We start from the raw sequence: 17,657 nt of genomic DNA, 5'->3' as shown, positions 1-17,657 counted from the left end.
TTTATATATTTGACAGATACGGAAAACTGTTAAAGCAATTGAGTCCAGACGGAAGCGGTTGGGACGGAACGTTTAATGGTAATTTAATGCCAACCAGTGACTACTGGTTTACAGTAGAATACGACGAGCCAACAACAGATATACGTAAAGAATTTAAAGCCCATTTTACCTTGAAACGATAATAAAATATGAAATTAAAAAAGTATTGTTTAGTAGCCCTAATATCCTTAGTAGCAAATTTTGGATTTGCTCAAGAAGGAATCCCTATCTATTCAGATTATTTAACAGATAATTATTACTTAATTCACCCTTCTATGGCTGGTGTTGCTAACTGTGCTAAAATAAGGTTAACAGCCAGGCAGCAATGGTTTGGTGTTGATGATGCACCTAGCTTACAAACGTTGAGCATGAATGGAAGATTGGGAGAGTCTCCTGTTGCTCTTGGAGGTGTTCTTTTTAATGATGCCAATGGTTATCACTCTACAGTAGGAGGTTATGCGACTTTTGCTTATCATTTAATGTTCTCAAGAAATGAGATTGATTTAAATATGTTGTCATTTGGTATTAGTGCTGGATTTTTGCAGTATAAATTAGATGAAACTAGTTGGTTAGCTCCTGGTGAATTTGATTTGGCTGTTGCAGGCATTGAGCAAAGTGCAACTAATTTTAATATTGATTTTGGATTTTCTTATCATTTTGTTGATTTTTATGCACATTTTACTGCCAAAAATATTTTGGATAATGATGGTGTAAACTATAATCAAAATGGAGAATTTGAATTTAAAAACTTAAGAACGTATTTATTGTCTTCAGGTTATACCTTCAGTAAATTTGGTAGTGATTGGAGTTATGAACCTTCAATTATGTATATGTATAGAGATGCAACAGAAGAGTCCTCTATAGATATTAATGGGAAAGTTTATAAAGAAATGGATTTTGGTAAAGTTTGGGGTGGATTATCTTACAGACGTAGTTTAGATGGTGCACAGTTTCAAGATGGATCTGGTGTAAGTAGTCAAAAATTACAATATATAACGCCATTTTTAGGAATAGATTATAATAATTTTGTATTTGCGTATACCTATTCTTACCAGGCTAATACAGTGAATTTTAATACAGGTGGCTTTCATCAGTTTACTTTAGGCTTCAACTTTAATTGTAGAAGAGAGAAGTATGAGTGTAATTGTCCTGCAATTAATTAAAACAGTGTTTTTACAATATAAAAAAGGCTCAATGTAAATTGAGCCTTTTTCTTTTTCTAAATTTAATTTATTCCCATTTATAGTTCTTCTTTTCAGCTTGAGTTTTTAAAGCTTCAAGCATTGCACTTTCTAAACTATTAGAACCTTCTGTGTTTTGTTCTGCAATATAATTACGTCGTTTTATGTTTAAGCTTTCAATTTCAGTCTGAAGTTTTTCGCGAGCCTTAGCTTTCTTTGCTACAAAAGTTTTAATTTCATCTTTAGACTTTCCTTTTAATTCTTTTGGTAGTTGCTTGTCATCTAAATCGTCATAAGAAAAGTCTTTGTCCTTTTCAGCATCAACTAAATCCCAAGAGCTATTTATATATAAACGAGAGCTTTTACTAACTGTTCTACTTACTGCGTTAGCTTTATTGTAGCTCAAAGCATTGGTGTCTTGTTCTGCTTGCATTTCCATTTTTTTTCTGCCAGCACTTCCATAAGCTATATAGGTTTTATTCAATTTTTCATTCAGTTCTAAAATTTTGTCATCATACGGTGAAGCGAGATGTACGGTTGCTTCGTTATGGTTTATAGCCATATAATTTCCATGGGTTAAATCTGCGCCATCTTTCCAAGATGTTGAGATTCCTAGATTGTAATCACCACAAAATATAGTGTTTACTGTTACATCATTTTGATGGGCTAATTTAGATGCATCCTTATAATTCACTTTTCCTTGGGAGAAAGGTTCATTTCCAGCTATAAAAATCAACTTTAAATCATCTTCATTATTTCCCCATTCTAATTGATTAAGTGCTGTTTTAATCACTTTTCCGCAATATTCATTTCCACCATTTGTGGTTAATGAAAATAAAGATTTTGAAATCTCATCTAAGTCATTACTAAAGGATAAAACTTGCCTTAAGTATCCTTCTTCTGCATTAAGGTTATCATTGCCATATTCGTAAAGTGCAATTTTTAAACTAGGACTTTCATCTTCGCATTTTGCGTAAGAGAGTTCATTTACAAGTTTCCAAAGTTGTGCTTTGGCTTGGTCTATTAAACCATCCATACTGTTACTGGTATCTAAAAGAAGTGCCACTTTAATTTCTGGTTTATGGTCTTTAGAAGTAGTTTTAATCACGGTTTCAGCAATTAATTCAGACTTATTTTGTTTTCTGTTATTGGCATTACAAGCCATTAAAGTAGTTAAGCTTAATGCCAAAACTAGAGGTTTAATTAATGTTTTCATTTTCTTAATTTTTTGTGTTTAATTCTTTAACATCTATGGTTCCGTTTGGAGAAATTACATAGTATTTATGGTCTATTTTTGTTTCTACAATTGGAGTAGGTTTTTGTTCTTTTGGTTTTGGAGTAAAAACAAGTTTTATATTCATGCCGATTTGAACAACAGGTTCTAAGATGGAAGGGTTTACAACCACGTCATACGTTTCATAGGTTAATGGTTGATAGTAATAAGACGTTTGCTTTTTTACAGTCGTTACACCTTTACTTTTACTTAAGGCTTCAACAGATGTACTATTATAAGCTTGGTAGCTTTGGTAGAAATCTTTTGGGAAGTAACAATATTTGTCATCTGCAATCGCAACATCATAGTTAGCCATGTTAAAGCCCAAAACTTTGTAATAGTCCTTTTTTTCTTCAATAAGTTTTAATAATTCATCTTGAAGATTTTTATAAACCTCTTGAATGTTTTCAATATAATAATCAACCTTTACTAAGTTGTAAATTTCACTTTTAGCACAAGCTTCTAAAATGGCTTCAAACTGATTGGTTTTTGTAAATTGTATATGAATGTTTTGTTGCAATTCAAAACCTTTAGGAACTTCAGTATATGTTTTACTAAACAGTTTTTTGGTAACTTCAACTTCATATATCGGAATAAAAGAAATAACATCAATCGCAATAGCTTTTTGAGCAATGCCTTTGGTGTTTAACCGGTATTTAATGCTATCTATACGTTCTTTCATTAATTGATTGGTCTTTTCTGCAGAAGGTCCCATTTGAGATACATTAAAGATAGCAGTGTAAGTAGTAGCACTTACATTCTGTAAAGCTTTTACATCTACAGTAAGCACATTGCTTGGGTATAATGTTTTATTTATTTGGTGCTGAACGGTTGGATTATAAATTTGGGCATTTCCTGAAGTTAAAATATTTTGTCTCGAAATATCTTGAGTAATTTCGTTATAATTTCCTCTGTGCTGGGCAGAAAGATTGATGCAAAACGCAAATATTAGGATTAATGGCAATTTGATTGTTTTCATAATTCATAGTTGTTTTTTGATTCGTTGGTAAAGCTCTGTCTAAAAAAGAGTGATTAAAAACAACAATGAGTGAAGCAACCATTTAAATGAGTGAAATGGTATAATTATTTAGTAGAAGTCACTTTTTTACGTTTAAAATGAATTTATTTCTACAGTAGTCATTTTTTGAAACCAAATAAAGTATGTAAGTTTAGACAAACAAATACAAGCTTGTAGTGAAAATTTCTAAATCATATGGTTTTCTAATATTCTTCTGTTTAATTGGATTTTTATCCTTTGGACAACATAGGGAGTTAGATAATAATACTAGTGCAACAGTTTATACAATTAGAGGTTCTGTTTACGAAAAAGAATCCTACCAGCCTTATAAAGATGTAGAGATTTTGGTAAATGGCGGACAATATACCAGGACATTTGCTGACGGAACATTTAATATAAAAGCTAAAATTGGAGACGAACTCATTATTAGTCATGATGATTTTGAAACCATTTATTACACAGTAACATCAAACGAACGCATAACTATAGAGGTTATTGATGCGAAACAGAACGGTAGAAGTTCTCAAAACAAATCCGATTTTAAACGATTTAATGAGATGATAGATTCTGCAGATGCTTATCTAAAAAAGGATGCAGAAAAGAGTATAAAATTTATTGGTAATGCATTAAAAGCTAAAATTGATACTGAGCAAAACGCACAAGCATATGAATTGTTAGGTGACGTCTACGTATATTGGAAACAGTATGATTTGGCTATTTCTGCTTTTAAAACTAGTATACAAAATACAGCAAAAGCTTCTGCAAAACTTAAATTAGCTAAAGCCTATAGAAATGATGGCGATTTTGATAAAAGTTTAAAGGAATACAATTTAATAAAAGAAAAGGATTTATCTAATTACGAAAAAACGGTTTGGTTTGAAGGCATAGGAGACACCTATGTAAAACTAGAAGATTATGCTAAAGCTATAAAAGCCTATGAAGATGGCTTAAAAGTAGCTAAAAAGCATTTAATAACACCCAAGGTTACAGATTTAAATTCTAAAATGGCACAGGTTTACAGTGACCAAGGCCAAACTAGTAAAGCAAAATTATTATTTAGTAATTCATTAAACTTAGCTAAAAATGAAAACAAAAAACGTGCAGTAGAAGAGCAAGTAAAAGTCGCTGAATTCAATAGTTTAAATGCGGCTTACGAAGATGAGATTGTATTAAGAAAAGAGGCTATTGAAGCGATAAAAGATATTGAAAAAGATTCTATAATTGCAAACGAAAGCCCTATTACAATACAAAAACAAAACTATAAAATTGGTAATGCTTACTATCTTCAAAATGATATGGAAAGCGCAATTCCTTATTACGAAAAGAGTATAGAAGAAGCTGATAAAAAAGAAGATTTGGATGTAAAGATGGATGCTACTCGTAAATTATCTGAAGCTCATTTAAGATCAGGTAATACAGAGCAGGCCATTGCTTATAGTGAAGAATACAATAGTGTAGTAGACCAGCAATACGCAAAAAAAATACAAGAAATCTCGCAAGCTGCACGGTTTAGTAGAAATATCGCAGAGCAACAAAGTAGAATAACCTCTTTAGAAAGTGATAGAGCCTTATCTAAGAGTAAATACGAGTTAACACAAGAACAAAATAAAAACCAACAGATTATTATTTATTCATTAATAGGCGGTTTAGTTTTACTTCTAATTACAGGTTATTTAATGTTTAAATACATTAAGCAACAACGATTAGCAAATAATTTATTGGCTCTAAAATCTTTGCGTAGCCAAATGAATCCACACTTTATTTTTAATGCATTAAACTCTGTAAATACCTTTATTGCTACAAATGACGAACGCACAGCAAATAAATATTTAACAGACTTTTCAAAATTAATGCGAGCAGTTTTAGAAAATAGTGAAGAAGATTTTATACCACTAAAAAAGGAAATTGAATTATTAAATTTATACACTAAGCTAGAACATTTTAGATTTCAAGATAAGTTTGATTATTCTATAGATGTTGATGAGACTATTGATGTAGAAGAATTTCAGATTCCACCAATGTTGCTTCAGCCTTATATAGAAAACGCAGTTTGGCATGGCCTACGTTATAAAACTGAAAAAGGACACTTAAATATAAATATTCAACCTAAAACTAAATCCGAAATTACAATTATTATTTCTGATGATGGTATTGGGAGAGAACGTTCTAAAGCATTAAAGACAGACCATCAGAAAAAGCAAAATTCAAAAGGGATGAACAACATTAAAAAGCGTGTTGCTATCTTAAACGAAATGTATAAAGATAAAGTAGATGTTACGATTGCTGATTTTCAAGATTTGGAAGATGCAGGTACTAAGGTTGTTGTCACATTAAAAAAAGATTAATTATGAAGCTAAAGGCTATAATAGTAGAAGACGAAGAAAACAGTAGGCTTATTCTTAGAAATTATCTAACCAAGTATTGTCCAAATATTTCAATTTTAGGCGAAGCAGCAAATATTGAAGATGCTTTAGTATTAATTAGGAATAATAATTTAGATGTTGTGTTTTTAGATGTAGAAATGCCTTATGGCAATGCGTTTGATTTATTAGATAAGGTAGGAGATATTAATTTTGAAACCATTTTTGTAACGGCTTATAATCATTATGCAATTGAAGCATTAAATGCGCACGCGTCTTATTATTTAATGAAACCAATTTCTATTGACGAATTAATAAAGGCTGTAGATTACGTTACCGAAATCAGAATAAAAGAGGATGCATTACAAGATCAGGTTTTAACACCTAAGACAAATGTTGTTAATGGAAAAATAACGATTCCGCAACAAGATGGTTTTGAAGTTATTGAAACATCAGATATTATGTATTGCAAAGCAGATGATAATTATACAGAAATCTATCTTAGTAATAACAAAAAAAAGCTCGTTAGTAAAACTCTAAAATATATTGAAGAAAGTTTAACCGATGCTAATTTTGCAAGAGTACATAAGAGTTATTTAGTTAACGTCAACGAAATTGTAAAGTACGTAAAAGGCAAAGGCGGAAGCGTTGTACTAAGTAACGGAAAAGAGATAATGGTATCAGCTTCTAAAAAAGCTGATTTACTATCTTATTTTAAATAAAATTAGACCAACTATTCTCCATTATATTTAAAAGGTTCAATTGGGTGGTCTTCATAAAGATGTTTAAACGTTTTACTGGTAGTGTATTTGTCTTTTAATGTTTTATAAACCATCCATACTACAGAAGCTTGTCCGATTACTGTTAAATAAAATACCCAAGAAAATGAAAAGTTTAAACTTGCCATTATAGTAACAGTAATTAATAATAAGGTTGATAAAATGATATAAGGAAAAGGTGAAGTTTTCATAATAATAAGTTTTTTACTTTAAGATAATTATTTATCAAAAAATAAAAAAGCCTTTTAACGCAACTATAACACCAATTACATACTTATTTCTACTACCAATCCTTCATTGGCTCTCACATTAAAAACCGTATTGTCTTCAAAAATGAGGTATTGCCCTTTTATTCCAACTAATTTTCCGGTATAGTTAGGTGTTTTATTTAAATTAAGACTTTTAGGCTTTACAGGATATTGTTCTACCGGAAATACAAGATGCGTTTCTGTATTGTTTTCTATAAAATAAGGTTGAGCTTCCTCTGGGATATATCCTTTTAAATTATGCCTCCATTCTAATAGGTCTTCATCCTTAACATCATTTTTTAACATATTTCGCCAATTGGTTTTATCTGCTACATGATCTTTTAAGGCAACCTCAGTAATTCCGGCTAAATAACGGTTGGGTACTTCAACAATTTCAACAGCTTCATGTGCACCTTGGTCGATCCATCGAGTTGGCACTTGGCTCTTTCTGGTTACACCAACTTTTACGTTACTAGAGTTTGCTAAATACACAATATGCGGTTGTAACTGTACTTTCTGTTCATATTCTAAATCGCGATCTTCTTTACCTAAATGTGCTGTACTTAACTCTGGCCTCATAATCCAATCACCAGCCACGGGTTTATCAAAAAAACAAGATCTACAAAAACCCTGTCTGTAAATAGGTTTGTCTAATCCACAACTTAAACATTGATGGCCAACAAGTTTTATGTTAATGGTTTTATTCAATAATTGATTCATATGTATAAAATCATTTTCAAAGACCAAATAGTACTGAATTGGCTCTAAAAATTCAGTTTGCATTTTTGTGAGAACTCCTGTATAAACCATAAAAGAATTTAGTATTTTTATCATTCAAGCTTCGTAAAGTTTCAATGTAGAAGATTGATGTGAATATTAGAATGTTAGATTCAAAATTACAAACAATAACTGAAATATTAAATCTCGTTTAGCGAGTAAAGATAGTTTATCCATGCCAATTCCTATTGTAAATTCTATTGCTTCTTGGTTTTTAAAAAAACGATTTCATCAAATTGAATTGTTTGTAAAATACCCAAATGAAGTACAAAACGAATTACTATTTAATTTAATAAAAGTTGCAAAGGACACTGAAATCGGTAGAAAATATGACTTCAATTCAATTAAAACATATAGAGAATTTAATCAACGAATTCCTATTTCTAATTACGAAGAGTTTCATCCATTAATTGAGCGTTCTAGAAATGGTGAACAGAATATTTTTTGGCCAACAGCTATAAAATGGTTTGCTAAATCTAGTGGAACAACAAATGCCAAAAGTAAGTTTATACCAGTAAGTATGGAATCTTTAGAAGATTGTCATTATGCAGCTAGTAAAGATTTGCTATGCATGTATTTAAATAATAATGAAGATGCACAATTATTTACAGGTAAAAGTTTACGTTTAGGCGGAAGTAAAGAATTATATAAAGAAAACGGAACTGTTTTTGGTGACTTAAGTGCTATTTTAATTGATAATATGCCTTTTTGGGCAGAGTTTAGCAGCACACCAAGCAATAGAGTTTCTCTAATGAGTGATTGGGAAACAAAGATGCAAGCAATTGTGGAGGAAACTATTGAAGAAAATGTAACTAGTCTTGCTGGTGTGCCATCTTGGATGTTGGTTTTACTTAATAATGTATTAGATAAAACAGAAAAAGATAGTCTTTTTGAAATTTGGCCAAACCTTGAAGTTTACTTTCATGGAGGTGTAAGTTTTAATCCATATGTAGAGCAATACAAAGCCATTTTGCCCTCTAATAAGTTTAGATATTACGAAATATACAATGCATCAGAAGGCTTTTTTGCAATACAAGACCAAAATAATTCTAGTGATTTGTTACTGATGTTAGATTATGGTATTTTTTATGAGTTTATACCTATGGATACATATAAGACATTGCAGCAAAGAGTAGTTCCGTTAAGTGAAGTGGAACTCAATACTAACTACGCTGTATTAATTACCACTAATGCTGGTTTGTGGCGCTATAAAATTGGAGATACAATAAGGTTTGTAAGTTTAAGTCCGCATAGAATTAAAGTTACAGGTAGAACAAAGCACCATATAAATGCCTTTGGTGAAGAATTAATAATTGAAAATGCAGAACATGCATTTAAAAGTGTTTGCCAAAAAACATCAGCAGAAATTGTAGATTATACTGCGGCTCCAATTTTTATGGAAGGAAAAGAAAAGGGTGCTCACGAGTGGATAATTGAGTTTAAAACACCTCCAAAACATATGGCGGACTTTGAGTATTTATTTGACGAAGCGTTAAAATCATTAAACTCAGATTATGAAGCTAAACGTCTTAATAATATGACTTTAAATAAACCAAAAATACATTGCGCTCGTACTAACCTATTTTATGATTGGTTAAAGAATAATAATAAATTAGGTGGTCAGCACAAGGTACCTCGTTTATCTAATTCTAGAGTGTATTTAGAAGAATTACTTCGTTTAAACGAACAATAAAATAAGATAATTAATATAAAAAACTGAAATACATGTTAACTTATCGATAAATTAGTGTTAGTTAACCAATAAAGGCACAGAAATTCAATCTGTTTCTTAGGTTAATCGTATCTTTAAGATGTATTAATCCATTTTTCCCTACATTATGAAATATACACTACACGTGCTTTTTGCACTAATGTTTTGTACATATAGTTTTTATGACAAAACTAATCCGGTTAAACCGACCAAAGTTGATGCTTTAAATAAAAGTGGTTATGCTTTTAATGTAAAAGTCTCTCAGATAAACTCAAATTATTCTGAAATTGCAAGTGCTATGTTTAGAAATAAACTAGTTATTGTGTCTTCCAAAAAAATTGGAGCAATAGGTTCTGGTATTGATCCAAAAACAAAAGAACCTTACACTGATTTGTTTTGCTTAGATGTAAAAGGGACCAATAGTTTTTCACAACCATTTTTATTCAGTAGAATTTTAAATACAAAAGGAAATGAGGGTCAAGTTTCTTTTTCACCAGATGAGCACACTATTTATTATACAAGGAGCGAAAGAGGTAGTGAAGGTAATTATAAAATGTATAAAGCGAATTTAAAAAGGAATTCTCAAGGTAAATGGATTAATGAAACTGAATTATCTATAAGTAGTGATGATTATTCTGTAGAAAATCCTCATGTTTCTGCAGATGGTAAATTCTTATTCTTTTCTTCAAATATGAAAGGTGGATATGGAGAGTTTGATATCTATATGGCCAGAATTAACAAAGATGGAACTATTGGTTCTTACGTTAATTTAGGGGATAAGGTAAATTCAGAAAAAAATGAAAAATACCCATTTACTACTGATGATAATAAAGAATTATTTTTCTCATCTACAGGCCATGGTAGTTTAGGTGGTTATGATATATTTATTTCTAACCGAAGAAATATTGTATACAGTGAACCTAGAAATTTAGGAAGAGCAATTAATTCTAACAGAGACGATATAGCTTTTATGATAATTAACGGAGAAACGGGTGTTTTTTCGTCAAATAAAAATAGAAAATCGCAAAAAACGCTTGCGTACAACATGTACCATGTTCAAGCTGAAATGATTTACAAAAACTTAGAAGGTATTATTACTACAGAAGATAACGAAAGATTACCAAATACAACTGTTGTTTTATTAGATGATGAAGGTAAAGAGATAGAACGCCAAGTAACAAGTGATGATGCATCTTATCATTTTAAGTTAAAGCCTTATCATTATTATCAAATCGTTGCGGAAAAGGATGGTTATGTAAATTATAGAGAAGAACTTATTCCTAACTCATATTCTAAGAAGTCCGTTGTAAAATTGGCTCAAAAAAAAGTTACATTAAGCTATACTAAAACAAAGCGATAACCTTTTAACCGAAAAAATGGTATTGATATTGTTTTTAGCGATGGTTATAATCGTTTTAACCAATATTAATATGAATTAGTAGTGCAGTTGATGAATGCTTCTATATTTGATTAAAATTAATGTGCTATTAACTTTTACAATTCTTAAAAAATATTGCTAGCAATATTATATTAATTAAATCCCTAACATAAAAAGCCACCATTTCTAACTTGAAATTGTGGCTTTTAGTTATTTAGTTAGTAAAGAAGTTTAAGACACTGCCTTCAACTTCTTTAATGTAGACTTATTTAATCGGTCTTCTGCATAAGATTTAGTGACGTTGAATTTAGATTCTCCAGATCCAGGTAATTCAAACATGGCTTCTGTAAAGATTTCTTCGCAAAGGGATCTTAAACCACGTGCACCCAATTTGTACTCAATTGCTTTTTCTACAATATAATCTAAGGCACCATTTGTAATAGAGAATTCAACTTCATCCATTTGAAACAACTTCTTATATTGCTTAATGATGGCATTTTTAGGCTCAGTTAAAATGGCTCTAAGTGTTTTAGCATCTAATGGATCCATGTGTGTTAATACAGGTAAACGACCAATAATTTCAGGTATTAAACCAAAATCTTTTAAATCTTTTGGGATGATATATTGTAATATATTGTCCTTGTCAACACTTTCCTTGTTTATAGAACTGTAGCCAATGGCTTGCATATTAAGTCGCTTAGAAATAACACGTTCAATACCATCAAAAGCACCACCAGCAATAAATAAAATATTCTCGGTATCTACTTCAATAAATTTCTGATCCGGATGTTTACGTCCTCCTTTAGGTGGTACATTAACTACAGTACCTTCTAAAAGTTTCAATAACGCTTGTTGTACACCTTCTCCCGAGACATCTCTGGTAATAGAAGGGTTATCACTTTTACGAGCAATCTTATCAATTTCATCTATAAAAACAATACCGCGTTGTGCTTTTTCAAGATTATAATCAGCGGCTTGTAACAAACGCGTTAAAATACTCTCTACATCTTCACCAACATAACCAGCCTCTGTTAATACAGTAGCATCAACAATAGCTAAAGGTACATTTAACATTTTTGCAATAGTTTTTGCAATTAATGTTTTACCAGTACCTGTTTGGCCAACCATAATGATATTACTCTTTTGTATTTCAATATCATCGTCTGTTGATGGTTGTAATAAGCGTTTGTAGTGATTGTAAACCGCTACAGACATAACACGTTTAGTATATTCTTGTCCTATTATATAGTCGTCTAAAAAAGTCTTAATCTCTTTAGGTTTTCTAAGCATTAATTCTGCGCTTAAATCTGAATTACCAGATTGCTTAGATTCTTCTATAACAATACCATGCGCTTGCTCAATACAGCGATCACAGATGTGAGCATCTAATCCTGCAATTAATAGATTTGTTTCTGGCTTTTTTCTACCACAAAATGAACATTCTAATTCTTCCTTTGCCATAATTTTTGTTTAAAGTTTAGGGTTAAAGAATTAATTCTTAACCCTAAACTTTTATGTTTACTTTTAGTCGAAGTAATTTGAAATTACTTTCTTGTCAATACTTCATCAATCATTCCATATTCTAAAGCTTCTTGTGAGCGCATCCAATAATCTCTATCAGAATCTTTTTCTACTTGCTCTATAGTTTGCCCAGAATGTTTAGAAATAACTGCGTATAATTCTTCTTTTACTCTAATAGTTTCCTTTAAAGCAATTTCCATATCACTAAGCTGACCTTGAGTACCACTACTTACTTGGTGTATCATTACACGAGAGTGTGTTAATGCAGAACGTTTTCCTTTTTCACCAGCACATAATAAAACGGCTGCCATTGATGCCGCAATACCTGTACAAATTGTTGCAACATCTGGCTTTACAAATTGCATAGTGTCATAAATACCTAAACCAGCATAAACAGAACCTCCTGGTGAGTTAATATAAATCTGAATATCCTTATTTGCATCTGTACTTTGTAAGAATAACAATTGGGCTTGGATAATATTGGCAACCTGATCGTTAACACCTGTTCCTAAAAAGATAATACGATCCATCATAAGACGTGAAAATACATCAAAAACGGCAATATTCATTTGGCGTTCTTCGATGATATTTGGCGTCATATTAGAAGGGTACATGCTTTCTATTATTTTACTATAATAGTTGCTATTAATCCCTTGGTCTTTTATTGCGAATTTTTCAAATTCTTTTCCGTAATCCATATAAATTTAAATTCTTTTAATTAATGAGTTCTCTATTATAAAACCTTTATAATGCGCATATATTATATAAACTTTTAAAGAAAAAGCCGTTTCATAAAAAAAGCGCAAAACTGTTAAGTTTTACGCTTTAAAGATACTAATTATTTTAAAGACTACTTAACTATAAAATTCTTTTACAAAATCATCGTAAGTGATGTCTTTAGTCTTAATATTTGCTTCAGTCTTGTATAAGTTTAATAGTTTCTGACTTACAAGTTGTTCTGACATTCGTTTTACTTCATCTTGATTAGATAAAATACGCGCTGCGATATCTTCTAACTCTTTATCTGAAGGGTTCATTTGGCCAAATTGAGCCATTTGTCCCTTAATCAAATCCATAGAATAAGCTTTTAATTCTTCAAACTGAACTTGAAGTTTATGGTCATTGATTAATTTACCTTCTATAAGTTGGTAACGCATGCTTTTTTCAGATTTTTCGTATTCTTCTTTAGCTTGCTCTTCAGTCATTTCTTCTTCACCAGCTGTTTGCATCCATTTTTGTAAGAAACTAGATGGTAAATCGAATTTTGTATTTTCAATTAAGCTTTCAGTAACATCGTTTAATAGTTTCTGATCACCTTGTTGAGAAAATTGTTTTTCTGAATCTTCTTTAATTTTGTCTTTTAGCTCAGTTACAGAAGTAACTTTTCCTTCGCCAAATAACTTATCAAATAATTCTTGATCTAAATCTGCTAATTCGCGTTGGTTAATTTCAGTGATTGTAAAATTCACTTCAATATCTAAACCATGAGCATCATCATGAGGTACTTTTAAAGCATTCATTAAATCGTGATCATCGCTAAATAATCCTTTTGTCTTTAATGTAATAACATCGCCAACTTTTGCTCCAATAAATTTCTTAGGATTTGTTTTTCCTTTTAATTTATCTAAAGTAATCATTGCAGAATTGTCAATCTCTTTTTCCTCGTTAGTAAAAGTTCCGGTAATTTCGGAAGCTTCGGTAACTTCATTTTGAGAAACAATTTTACCATATTGTTTTTGAATGTTTACAATCTGATCATCAATCATTTTGTCATCTGCAACAATATTGTAATGTGTTATAGCTTTTTTACTTTTTAATTCTACTTCGAATTTTGGAGCAAGACCTAATTCAAATTCAAAAGAAAATGCTTCTGCATCCCAATCTAAATCATCTTGTGCTTTTGGTAAAGGATTACCTAAAACGTCTAGTTTTTCTTCAACTAAATACTTACCAAGTGCATCTTGTAGTAATTTGTTTACTTCATCTACTAATACAGCTTTACCATATTGCTTTTTTACCATTCCCATTGGTACATGGCCTTTTCTAAAACCAGGAATGTTTGCAGACTTACGGTAATCTACTAATATTTTTTCTACTTTATCGCTATAATCTTCCTTAGCGATATCAACTTTTACAACTGCATTTAATGCATCGATGTTTTCTCTTGTAATGTTCATTTTTATTGAAACTAAAATTGGGCTGCAAAAATACAATTTTTTTTGCAACCCAACAACAGTTTTAAGCGTTTGTATATCAGCTACTTTTTATCGTCTTTTAAAAAGGATTGAAGTAGCCATTGTAAGATGGATAGTAGGATGCTAAATAAAATGGCTGTCCAAAAATTAGCCACGTTAAATCCGTCTACAAGTTTGTCGGCTAATAGAATAATACATGCATTGATTACTAAAAGAAATAACCCTAGAGTAATAATGGTAATTGGTAGTGTTAGAATCACTAAAATTGGTCTTACTAGTAAATTGAGAATGGATAAAACAACAGCAACAATAATTGCACCTACATAACCATCTACTGTTACACCTGTTAAGACGTTGGCTAAAACAAAAACGGCTAGTGCATTTAATAAAAGTCTAATAATTAGATTCATGATTTTTTTATTTTGAATTATATCTAAGATACTAAATTACATATATAATTATTTCTGTACCTGAAAAACAATAGGTATTGAAAAAGGAATTATAACTGGTTTATCTCTTTGGTAGGCTGGCTCTACTGAAGGTAACAACTTAATTACTCTTACAGCTTCTGCAGCTAAACCGGGATGCGGTGCTTTTGCTTTAGCCTCTATGACTTTTCCGGTTTTATCTATTTTAAAATTTAGTAGAATTCTTTGTTTTCCTAATAAGTTTAATGTTGAAGCCAATTCAATATTAAAATTTTTACCAATATGCTGATTAACATATTTGTTCATGCATTGTTTTCTAGTTTTGTTAGTCAACATTTCTTCACAACCTGGATAAATTGGTACACGCTCAATTATACCATCAGCTACGACTGTTGGTTTTAACACATTGGAATATTCGGAGTTTGAGGTAATACCTTCCTTAAATTTTATCTTTTCAATTTTATTCCCTTTTTCGTCGAATCTAACCCAAGTTTTGTTTAAGATGCCTTTTGAGTAATTTCCTTTCCATTCTAGTACATTACCTGGCAAATATCGTTTTTCCTCACCTTCAATTTTATCTCTAACGTTGGTTCCTTCAAGCAATAAATCACCATTTCTGTTATATTTTTTATAAGCACCATGTCTATACCCATCTTTATAGGTTACTAGCCATTCAAGTTCGCCAGTTTCGAAGTATTTTTTCCATTCACCAACGAGGTCAAATTCAAAATAATTGGCTTCTATTTCTTTTGCACCACTTTCATAATAGCTTTTAAAATAACCAGATTTGTATTGTCTTTTATAATCTAAATTGCCACTTTCATAGTATCTAAAGTTAACATATACATCATCTTCTAATTCGGTTTTGTGGCTTACTGTACCATTTTCGTAGTATGAAATTGACTCATCGTTATATTTGCCATCAGTAAAACTATATTCTTTTGAGGTTTGTCCGTTTTTGTAATACTCTTTCCATGTACCAATTCGTTTATTATTTTTGTATTGTCCTTTAGTTTTAAGTTCTCCAGTTTCGTAATATTCCTGATATGGACCGTCTGGTAGGTCTTGAGCTATTGATAATTGCAAGCTAAATAAGAATATTATTATTGATAGGTATTTCATATTTATAAGGTAAGGATTAATTTAAACAAAGTTTATGACTGCTTCATGAAATGCTGTTGGGTTTTCTGCATGTAACCAATGACCAGCATTAGAGATGGTTATTATTTTAGAAATTGGGAAATGGCGATGAATAAGTGCTTCATCTGCTTCAGCAATATATTCTGAACGGTCACCTCGTAAAAACAAAGTGTCTTTTTTAAAAATGGCATGTATAGGAAGTGCTTCGCCAACTTCTGATACGTTCTCTTTTAAAACCTCTAAATTAATACGCAAGCCTAGTTGTCCTTTTTCTACCCAATAAAGATTTTTTAGTAAAAACATTCTGATTCCGGCATCATTAATAAAATGACTTAGTGCTTTATCGGCTTCTCCTCTTGTTTTTATTTCTGAAAAATTTAAACTGCTTAAGCCTTCTAAAATGGCATCGTGATGCACAGGGTAATAGCGAGGCGAAATATCTGCAACAATCAGTTTATTAACTAATTCTGGATATTTTGAAGCAAAAAGCATTGCTGTTTTTCCTCCCATAGAATGGCCTAGTAAAATAATATCGTTTAAATTGTGAGCATTGCAATAGGATTTTAAATCTTCAGCCAGTAAATCGTAATCAAAATCCTCTGAATGAAAACTGCGACCATGATTTCTTTGGTCTACCAGATGTACGGCATAATTGTCTTCAGAAAATTGTTTAGCCAAGGTTTTCCAATTGTCTCCCATGCCCAAAAATCCGTGAAGGATAATGAATGGTTTTCCTTCTCCTATAATGTTTGAGTGTAAAATCATTTTGTTTTATTTGAAAAGTGTTGCGAGGTTTTAAAATAAAAAATTACTTTAATTTGTTTAAATACATTCCTATTACTTTCTCCACGCCCAAATAAAGACTTTCAGCAATTAAAGCGTGACCAATAGAAACTTCTAAGAGTCCTGTAATGTTTTCTTTAAAAAAATTAATGTTTTCTAAAGATAAATCATGTCCTGCATTAATGCCAAGCTGCATAGTGTTTGCTAAGCCTGCACATTCCATGTAAGGATTTATGGCGTCTTTATTTCCTAAACTATATTGATGTGCAAACGCTTCTGTGTACAATTCTATTCGGTCTGTTCCTGTTGCTTTTGCACCTTCAATTTGGTGTAAATCTGGATCTACAAAAATGGATGTTCTTATCCCGTTATTTTTAAATTCCTTAATTACATCAATTAAAAAGTCTTTGTGTTTTAAAGTATCCCAACCAGCATTAGAAGTTATTGCGTCTATAGCATCTGGTACCAATGTTACTTGCGTAGGCTTAATTTTTAAGACCATATCCACAAATTTTGGAATTGGGTTTCCTTCAATGTTATATTCTGTATAAACTTCAGATTTTAAGTCGTATGCGTCTTGGTAACGAATATGTCTTTCGTCTGGTCTTGGATGAATGGTAATTCCTTCTGCTCCAAAACGCTGAGCATCTTTTGCAAACTGAACTACATTAGGAACATCACCGCCACGACTATTTCTTAACGTTGCGATTTTATTTATATTAACACTTAATTTAGTCATTTTAATAGATTTTGAAATACAAAAATACAAACAAGAGCACGCTTATTATGGTAATTTTTGATTAATTTGCACCTTCATAAATTAAAT

Annotated in this window: 17 protein-coding genes; 6 read left to right on the top strand and 11 right to left on the bottom strand. The window is 31.0% G+C overall.

Features of this window, described 5'->3' with window-relative positions; translation table 11 throughout:
• On the top strand, positions 1-182 hold a 182-nt coding region (locus tag HNV10_RS08980), incomplete at its 5' end, for a T9SS type B sorting domain-containing protein (RefSeq protein WP_173300995.1).
• Between the two features lie 6 nt (positions 183-188).
• Positions 189-1,202, top strand: coding sequence for a PorP/SprF family type IX secretion system membrane protein (locus tag HNV10_RS08975; RefSeq protein WP_173300994.1), 1,014 nt, complete (start codon positions 189-191; stop codon positions 1,200-1,202).
• 67 nt (positions 1,203-1,269) lie between these two features.
• On the opposite strand, the gene HNV10_RS08970 is transcribed toward HNV10_RS08975, so the two are convergent.
• Entirely contained in the window at positions 1,270-2,436 is a 1,167-nt protein-coding gene (locus tag HNV10_RS08970) for a vWA domain-containing protein (protein ID WP_173300993.1), read from the bottom strand.
• A gap of 4 nt (positions 2,437-2,440) precedes the next feature.
• Positions 2,441-3,472, bottom strand: a complete 1,032-nt coding sequence (locus HNV10_RS08965) for an SIMPL domain-containing protein (RefSeq protein WP_173300992.1) — start codon at positions 3,470-3,472, stop codon at positions 2,441-2,443.
• 215 nt (positions 3,473-3,687) lie between these two features.
• Here HNV10_RS08965 and HNV10_RS08960 point away from each other — a divergent pair, with 215 nt between their 5' ends.
• Positions 3,688-5,856, top strand: coding sequence for a tetratricopeptide repeat-containing sensor histidine kinase (locus HNV10_RS08960; protein ID WP_173300991.1), 2,169 nt, complete (start codon positions 3,688-3,690; stop codon positions 5,854-5,856).
• A gap of 2 nt (positions 5,857-5,858) precedes the next feature.
• Positions 5,859-6,593: a LytR/AlgR family response regulator transcription factor gene (locus HNV10_RS08955; RefSeq protein WP_173300990.1), complete on the top strand. Its 735-nt coding sequence runs from the start codon at positions 5,859-5,861 to the stop codon at positions 6,591-6,593.
• A gap of 11 nt (positions 6,594-6,604) precedes the next feature.
• On the opposite strand, the gene HNV10_RS08950 is transcribed toward HNV10_RS08955, so the two are convergent.
• Both HNV10_RS08950 and HNV10_RS08945 read right to left on the bottom strand, forming a co-directional pair.
• Positions 6,605-6,841, bottom strand: a complete 237-nt coding sequence (locus HNV10_RS08950) for a hypothetical protein (RefSeq protein ID WP_173300989.1) — start codon at positions 6,839-6,841, stop codon at positions 6,605-6,607.
• A 75-nt stretch (positions 6,842-6,916) separates the two neighbouring features.
• Positions 6,917-7,708, bottom strand: coding sequence for a DUF2797 domain-containing protein (locus tag HNV10_RS08945; RefSeq protein WP_173301018.1), 792 nt, complete (start codon positions 7,706-7,708; stop codon positions 6,917-6,919).
• A gap of 142 nt (positions 7,709-7,850) precedes the next feature.
• On the opposite strand from HNV10_RS08945, the gene HNV10_RS08940 reads away from it, so the two are divergent.
• A complete protein-coding gene (locus HNV10_RS08940; protein ID WP_173300988.1) occupies positions 7,851-9,368 on the top strand; it encodes a GH3 auxin-responsive promoter family protein in 1,518 nt (505 codons plus the stop codon).
• Positions 9,369-9,513: 145 nt separating this feature from the next.
• Positions 9,514-10,746: a carboxypeptidase-like regulatory domain-containing protein gene (locus tag HNV10_RS08935; protein ID WP_173300987.1), complete on the top strand. Its 1,233-nt coding sequence runs from the start codon at positions 9,514-9,516 to the stop codon at positions 10,744-10,746.
• A gap of 249 nt (positions 10,747-10,995) precedes the next feature.
• Here HNV10_RS08935 and clpX read toward each other — a convergent pair whose 3' ends face one another.
• The 7 genes from clpX to HNV10_RS08900 form a co-directional block, all read right to left on the bottom strand.
• The gene (gene clpX, locus HNV10_RS08930) at positions 10,996-12,225 is read right to left on the bottom strand and encodes an ATP-dependent Clp protease ATP-binding subunit ClpX (RefSeq protein WP_173300986.1); all 1,230 of its coding nucleotides are present in this window, start codon (positions 12,223-12,225) and stop codon (positions 10,996-10,998) included.
• Between the two features lie 83 nt (positions 12,226-12,308).
• The gene (locus tag HNV10_RS08925) at positions 12,309-12,983 is read right to left on the bottom strand and encodes a ClpP family protease (protein ID WP_173300985.1); all 675 of its coding nucleotides are present in this window, start codon (positions 12,981-12,983) and stop codon (positions 12,309-12,311) included.
• Positions 12,984-13,139: 156 nt separating this feature from the next.
• Positions 13,140-14,462 carry a trigger factor gene (gene tig, locus HNV10_RS08920; RefSeq protein WP_173300984.1) on the bottom strand — a complete coding sequence of 441 codons (1,323 nt, stop codon included), beginning with the start codon at positions 14,460-14,462 and terminating at the stop codon, positions 13,140-13,142.
• Between the two features lie 80 nt (positions 14,463-14,542).
• Positions 14,543-14,890 (bottom strand): phage holin family protein, encoded by a 348-nt coding sequence (locus HNV10_RS08915; protein ID WP_173300983.1) that lies wholly within the window; start codon positions 14,888-14,890, stop codon positions 14,543-14,545.
• A gap of 48 nt (positions 14,891-14,938) precedes the next feature.
• Positions 14,939-16,030: a hypothetical protein gene (locus tag HNV10_RS08910; protein WP_173300982.1), complete on the bottom strand. Its 1,092-nt coding sequence runs from the start codon at positions 16,028-16,030 to the stop codon at positions 14,939-14,941.
• A gap of 21 nt (positions 16,031-16,051) precedes the next feature.
• Complete coding sequence (locus HNV10_RS08905) at positions 16,052-16,813, bottom strand: alpha/beta fold hydrolase (protein WP_173300981.1); 762 nt, start codon at positions 16,811-16,813, stop codon at positions 16,052-16,054.
• Positions 16,814-16,856: 43 nt separating this feature from the next.
• Positions 16,857-17,570: a pyridoxine 5'-phosphate synthase gene (locus HNV10_RS08900; protein WP_173300980.1), complete on the bottom strand. Its 714-nt coding sequence runs from the start codon at positions 17,568-17,570 to the stop codon at positions 16,857-16,859.
• Positions 17,571-17,657 lie beyond the last annotated feature (87 nt).

The sequence above is a fragment of the Winogradskyella litoriviva genome (genome assembly GCF_013249065.1).
Lineage (GTDB): Bacteria > Bacteroidota > Bacteroidia > Flavobacteriales > Flavobacteriaceae > Winogradskyella > Winogradskyella litoriviva.
This window is presented reverse-complemented; position numbering and strand designations above follow the sequence as displayed.

Bases quoted from the DNA above. Each gene is read 5' to 3' on its own strand.
- HNV10_RS08975 (WP_173300994.1), top strand. From the start codon at position 189: ATGAAATTAAAAAAGTATTGTTTAGTAGCCCTAATATCCTTAGTAGCA.
- HNV10_RS08970 (WP_173300993.1), bottom strand. From the start codon at position 2,436: ATGAAAACATTAATTAAACCTCTAGTTTTGGCATTAAGCTTAACTACT.
- HNV10_RS08965 (WP_173300992.1), bottom strand. From the start codon at position 3,472: ATGAAAACAATCAAATTGCCATTAATCCTAATATTTGCGTTTTGCATC.
- HNV10_RS08955 (WP_173300990.1), top strand. From the start codon at position 5,859: ATGAAGCTAAAGGCTATAATAGTAGAAGACGAAGAAAACAGTAGGCTT.
- HNV10_RS08950 (WP_173300989.1), bottom strand. From the start codon at position 6,841: ATGAAAACTTCACCTTTTCCTTATATCATTTTATCAACCTTATTATTA.
- HNV10_RS08945 (WP_173301018.1), bottom strand. From the start codon at position 7,708: ATGGTTTATACAGGAGTTCTCACAAAAATGCAAACTGAATTTTTAGAG.
- HNV10_RS08940 (WP_173300988.1), top strand. From the start codon at position 7,851: ATGCCAATTCCTATTGTAAATTCTATTGCTTCTTGGTTTTTAAAAAAA.
- HNV10_RS08935 (WP_173300987.1), top strand. From the start codon at position 9,514: ATGAAATATACACTACACGTGCTTTTTGCACTAATGTTTTGTACATAT.
- clpX (WP_173300986.1), bottom strand. From the start codon at position 12,225: ATGGCAAAGGAAGAATTAGAATGTTCATTTTGTGGTAGAAAAAAGCCA.
- HNV10_RS08925 (WP_173300985.1), bottom strand. From the start codon at position 12,983: ATGGATTACGGAAAAGAATTTGAAAAATTCGCAATAAAAGACCAAGGG.
- tig (WP_173300984.1), bottom strand. From the start codon at position 14,462: ATGAACATTACAAGAGAAAACATCGATGCATTAAATGCAGTTGTAAAA.
- HNV10_RS08915 (WP_173300983.1), bottom strand. From the start codon at position 14,890: ATGAATCTAATTATTAGACTTTTATTAAATGCACTAGCCGTTTTTGTT.
- HNV10_RS08910 (WP_173300982.1), bottom strand. From the start codon at position 16,030: ATGAAATACCTATCAATAATAATATTCTTATTTAGCTTGCAATTATCA.
- HNV10_RS08905 (WP_173300981.1), bottom strand. From the start codon at position 16,813: ATGATTTTACACTCAAACATTATAGGAGAAGGAAAACCATTCATTATC.
- HNV10_RS08900 (WP_173300980.1), bottom strand. From the start codon at position 17,570: ATGACTAAATTAAGTGTTAATATAAATAAAATCGCAACGTTAAGAAAT.